The 5,616-nt window shown below is 44.5% G+C and carries 3 protein-coding genes; all 3 read right to left on the minus strand.

The features are described from left to right. Window positions 1-196 precede the first annotated feature (196 nt). Window positions 197-1,201 carry a glycoside hydrolase family protein gene (locus ACYVAA_RS22050; protein WP_460546066.1) on the minus strand — a complete coding sequence of 335 codons (1,005 nt, stop codon included), beginning with the start codon at window positions 1,199-1,201 and terminating at the stop codon, window positions 197-199. A gap of 91 nt (window positions 1,202-1,292) precedes the next feature. Beyond that, on the minus strand, window positions 1,293-3,884 hold the full coding sequence (locus ACYVAA_RS22055; protein ID WP_460546068.1) for a GH116 family glycosyl-hydrolase: 2,592 nt from the start codon (window positions 3,882-3,884) through the stop codon (window positions 1,293-1,295). 253 nt (window positions 3,885-4,137) lie between these two features. Beyond that, window positions 4,138-5,580 carry a helix-turn-helix domain-containing protein gene (locus ACYVAA_RS22060; RefSeq protein WP_460546070.1) on the minus strand — a complete coding sequence of 481 codons (1,443 nt, stop codon included), beginning with the start codon at window positions 5,578-5,580 and terminating at the stop codon, window positions 4,138-4,140. Window positions 5,581-5,616 lie beyond the last annotated feature (36 nt).

Raw genomic sequence — 5,616 nt, forward strand, 5'->3', positions numbered from 1 at the left:
TTGCCACCTTGAAAAGCCTTGCCGAAAATCTACCTCCAATCAATTAAACAGAGGAGACCTGTAATTGAAAGTTTTAGCAAGTTTAGCCATACTAAATCATATAGCGCCTAAAATAAAAGCAGACCCTTTTCCTCTCAAAAGGAAAGAACCTGCCTTTTTTTGCCTAACTTCTTCTATAAAAAAGGAGTTACCTCCTCTATTCCACTACAGAAAACCGGATCAAATAAGCCTCATCACCATTATGGACCATTCCTATGCCCCACTGAAGCCCCTCTTTTGAAGTTCCCCCTTGAGTAAGGTCCGGTCTAAAGGCTCCAGGGGCATCGGGTCGGTTTTTGGCCATAACATAATCCTTTGAGGCATTAAAATCCACCCCTTCCGGGGCATGCACTATTTTATTGCTGAACGAAGCCAGGGCACTGACTCCATACCCTTCCGGCCAAATCATCACTTCGTGGCTTTCTCCCAAAATGGGTTCCGGATATTTGGTAAAAGGTCCTTGGGGATCATGGGAATAGGCTACCCCCATATGCGTTTTTCTGGGGCCCATATCCCCGTCAACCCGGCTCCTTCCCTTGTAATACAACCAGTAAAGTCCATTCCGGTACAACAGTGAAGCATCATCAATCCTATAACTGTCAAATTTTTCCGGCTCCACACTTATGGTCAGTACCGGCTGGTCACTGATCCGCTCGAAGGGTCCAGTAGGTGAGTCGGACACCGCCACACCCAAGGCCGTGATATCGGTAGTGGAATTATTCTCAAATTCCCCTTTAGGATTTCCCGGCGTAGGCTTTACGCCTGTATAATAAAGATAGAACGTCCCTCCTGACTCGATAATATTCGGTGTGAATACCGCATGGGAATCAAAACTACCTTTGGCTCCGGCACCGAGCAGCTCTCCCTGCTCTTCCCAGGTATATCCCTCGTCCGTGGAAGTGGCGTACCAAATGGTTCCCCAATAACCTGGTGCACGCCCGTATACTTTGGTATAATACACATAATAAACTCCATCCACCAAAATCACATCACTGGGATCCCTTCTGGTCAGGCCTTCTTCATGCCCTATCCCCGTAATGGTGTCATATTCAAATTCTAGGAATGCCCGGCCAGGCTTGGTCTGGGCATCTACTTTTACTACAGTACAAACAGTCAACAGCAGTATGATAATAGGGCACATTTTACTAATTAGGTTCATCATGAGTTATTTTGAGGTATGTTTTTAAATTCCTATCAATTTGAACATCCCGGTAATTGGGACAAATCAAATTACTTAGCAAGCTATCAGGAAATTATTGCTTCGATTCTATGACAATTTCATCCCCTTCCCGAAGCGCCAATTTCTCTTTAAAATCCAACCTCAGCTCTTGGTCTTCCACATTCAGCTTAAAGACCACCGGCTTACCATTACGTTTAACCGTCATGGCCGTCTGATTAAAATGCGCCTTGTTTAGCTTGAATGTGCTCAGATCCAGCTTACCATGATTCAACCTGAGCTTGGCAATGAACTGCCCGTCCCCTTGGCGCTGTTCATAATTGCCCCAACCCTCAGCCGCTATAAATGCAGCGGCAAAATTCTCGGGTTGGATTTTTGGGTCAAAGCCTATGATTCCTTTTGGCCCATGGTAATAAAAGCCGGAAGCATTGATAAAAGCCCCGTAGCTGGACATGGCCCGTGTATAGTGGTTACCGTATTCCACCTCATTATAGGGATTCCTCTTATCTGGGGAATACCGGTCTTCTATTGCCTTGATCAGTTCCAAGCCTTCCTGAACCAAGCCCTCTCCAATCATATGGGCGGCCGCCTGATAGGTAAAACCGGTCATGCTCTCACTAAAATAGCCTACTACCAAATTTTCCCAGTCATTCCTCACCTGCCCTGGTGCAGCCTCTTCTCCTCCCCGGGGAAAGGAAGTCATCACGGTCCCTGCTTCACCGGGCAAGGCATAATACCTTACAGGCTTAATCTTGGCTTGGGAAAGGTACTTCCCCACGTCCGGTTGATAATTGTACTTATAGATGGATTGCAAGGCCTCAACCGTCTCATCTTTGGGCAAAATTCTCGGCAAACCTACCTGCATGGCCCAGGACTGGCCCAAGACCTGATCGATATGGCAGCCATCTCCAGAATTGGGGGATACAGGGTTATCAGGATCTAATATATTGGCAAAATATTCCCCGTTAAACAATTCGCTCACCAGGTTCTTTTTACCCTGTTCCGAAATCTCCCTGCAAACTTTTTCAAAAGACTTATCGCCCATTTCACCGGCCAAGGCCTCGCCCACACGAAGTGCAGCGTTGTACAGCGTACTGGTCCAGGCTATTTTACCAAACCATTCCCTGTCAAGCGTATTGTACTGAGCACCTTCCAGCACCCCATCCAAGGGCTTGCCTCCCGTAGAGTCATGATCGATCATGTATTGGATGCTCGCTTTTATTTTACTCCAATTCTTCTCTAAAAACTCCCGGTTATCGGACATCAAATGTTCCCGATAAGCGCGCATAATAGTACCTGCCTGACCGTCTACCGCATAGCCACGACCATCATGGTGGCCAAGGTGTGATAATTCTCCCCTATAGCCAATAATGCCCTTAGGATCAAAAGAAAGTCCAAAATCAATCTGTTCCCTCAACTGCTTGGCCATATGGGGAAAAACCCGGCCCATTGCCTGCTCATAGTGATAAACGTGCGTACAAGTGCCATGGCCCAGGTAAACACCTTCCATGGCGTAAAATCGCCCTTCATTATGGGGATCATCTGTGATATCATCCAACAAGTAACAGGAGGTGGTGGCAAGAATGCTGGTATTGACAAAAGTCCGGTTCAAAAACCATTTGGGCAGGCTGGACTTATACCAGGTACGGTTCCATTTTTTGGTGCTTTCCAATAAATCAGCTTGGTGCTCATGGATATGTCTGGCCACTGCCTTGGAAGAAGGAAAGCGGGCACTGTAACCATATCTTAGGTTTTCCCTGTTTCGGATATTATGAAAGCCGCTTTCCTTGGCATGCAGATTGGGGAAATACCAAGAAATCATAAAGGAAACCGTTTTCTGATCCCCCGGATACAACTTAATTTTTTCTCCCAATGCTCCCGTTATTCCATCCCCAAGGGTTGACCTTGCCTCCATCTTATCTGTACCTACCACACCATCGAGGTTATTGATAATATCTTGGGGTGCCTGTGCGGTAGACCAGGCAGATGTACTCGGTGACATCAGGCTTAGCGTCATATTCCCATAATCGTGAAGCTCGGAAAGCGCCGTCCCTTCTGAAAAATTATAAAGTTGCAAAAGCCCATCTTCTGCCTTTATTTGATTGATATGGCTTCCCTCAGCACTGGAGGAATAATAATTGGCCATGTTTTGCAGCCACCCCAACAATTCTACCTCATGGGGCTCAATACCATTATTCTTTAAAGTAAACTCCATAATTACCGCTGGATAACTGGAGTTTTTATGGTCCGTTGGGATAAACGGACTGTAAGCCATCAATTCCACTTCAATTGGAAAATCCTCCTCCTGATAGCTCACTTTTCCCACCGGATACTCCCCTTCAAACTCAATGGAAGAAAACCCTCCCCTGCTCAAAGGCTTGATAATCGGGGTGATGGCATGATCCATTCTGATCGCAAACCCTTGCTCAAAGAGGCGGTCCTGAACCATGGGATTGATATAAAACTTATCTCCAGGACCGCCTGGCTGGATACGTTGTTTATTGAAGATGTCCCAATACCATAATTGTCCATCTCCCCCCAGATACACCTGTCCGGCACCGATGCCGCCAATGGGCATCCCGATATAGGGTGAAGGATCTTTTGGTTTCGCTTTGCAAAATGTAAAAGCGACTATCAATAATAAATTAACTAATACTAATTTTTTCATCTATTCTTCTGCTCTTCTCTTTTTAGGTTTCGAAAATTTAAACCATGAAAATACAATGAATTGAAAGGATAGACTTACCAAACATGTCGAAATATCGTCCCAAATCCCTTTTGGGACGTCCCAAAACAGCAGTATCTTTATTGGACGGATAGGTTGCTATTCCGAAACCAGCACAAAATGGCAGCTCACTTTACCCATTGGCGGAGTTACAAGATAGGCCCTATCCATTTATCTAAAAATCCAGTTGCCCTGTCTACAACTGCTTTTTATAATCGGTAGGAGTAATATTGGTTACCGATTTAAAAATTCTATAGAATGCGGTTTTTGAACTGAAGCCACATTGCTTGGCAATATGGATCATGGTGTAGGCATTATTTTTGGGATCATTCAGTTCTTTCTTGAATTCTTCCACCCTCAACTCATTTATATAATCCACAAAACTTTTTCCTTCCCCATCCTGAAACAACTGTTCTACTTTATCCGCCTCCAAATCCAACGCATCGGCACATTTTTTCACGCTATATTTCGGATTGATGAAGGCTTTATCTTGAATAATGTTACTTTTCACCCTCTCCAGCAGAAAGCGCTCAGCATCGGTAATCTCTTTTTGGGTTTTCTTTCTTCTTTTGATTAATAACAGCAACAAGCCTCCAAGAATAACCACAAGAACTATCCCTGCTCCCTTGGCATATTTCTCCCACCATGGATTATTGTAAAAAATAATTTGGTCGACCATGACATGTCCCCAATCACCAGAATGCTGATCTACAATTTCTATGGTGGCCAGCTTGCCCTTAAAGTCACTTACCTCCCATTCCTTCAACCTTAAGTTCCCATCATCCTCACCCTGGGCTGACCTGACCACCTCCCCTTCAATGAGCAAGTTCATGCAGGTAGCTCCTTCATGGCTTCCACCACCAATCAAAAACTGAATATGATCATGCTGAATGGTAAAGGGTGAAGAGATCAGCTTTCCCTGCTTAACATCGTGCTCCTCACCAAAACTGAAAGCAAAATAATTGCCCTTAAATCCATTGGCGGAAATGGGATAATACACACTGGTCCTGCTTTTGGGTTCTGAAAAGGCCTCACCGATTACCTGCCAATTATTAAAGGTCCCGCTTTCAAAATCCTCAAAAACGGATTTACGATCCACTTTTTTATCGCTCAACACAAAATGGTCCACCATGACCCGTTGAAAGTATCCATTCTCAGAGTCCGGAGCCAAGGCATCCACTATTTCCAGATACGCCTCTTTTCCCTGAAACTCCACTACATTCCAAACCACATCCCTAAGGATGAAATCATTATTGCCACTTGCTGTTCTGACTATATTATTATCTACTATGAGATTGACGCAGGCCCTGGTTTCATGTTGATGTCCGGCAATCAGAAAACTTAAAAACTTCCTATCCACCGTAAAAGGCTTGGATATCAGCTTTCCTACACCCTGAAAAGTTCCTGAATCCTTGTGCATCGAGTAAGCAAAGTATTTTCCATGGACATTGGTAATATCCTCCTGCAAGGAATCAATACGAACTGGATTTTTGAATGAGGTTCCCTGAATCTCCCATTTATCGCTAAAGGTTCCGCCTTCAAAATCTTCTAAAATAATATCCGGATCTCCTTTTGGAAGACAGGAATAGCATGCTAATAAAAAAATGGCGAAGCATCCCTTTCTTATTGTTAATCCCATTGAAAAGACCCTGATTAAATATTATGCACCTTGTCC

The sequence above is a fragment of the Echinicola sediminis genome, from assembly GCF_054777495.1.

Bases quoted from the DNA above. Each gene is read 5' to 3' on its own strand.
- ACYVAA_RS22050 (WP_460546066.1), bottom strand. From the start codon at position 1,201: ATGATGAACCTAATTAGTAAAATGTGCCCTATTATCATACTGCTGTTG.
- ACYVAA_RS22055 (WP_460546068.1), bottom strand. From the start codon at position 3,884: ATGAAAAAATTAGTATTAGTTAATTTATTATTGATAGTCGCTTTTACA.
- ACYVAA_RS22060 (WP_460546070.1), bottom strand. From the start codon at position 5,580: ATGGGATTAACAATAAGAAAGGGATGCTTCGCCATTTTTTTATTAGCA.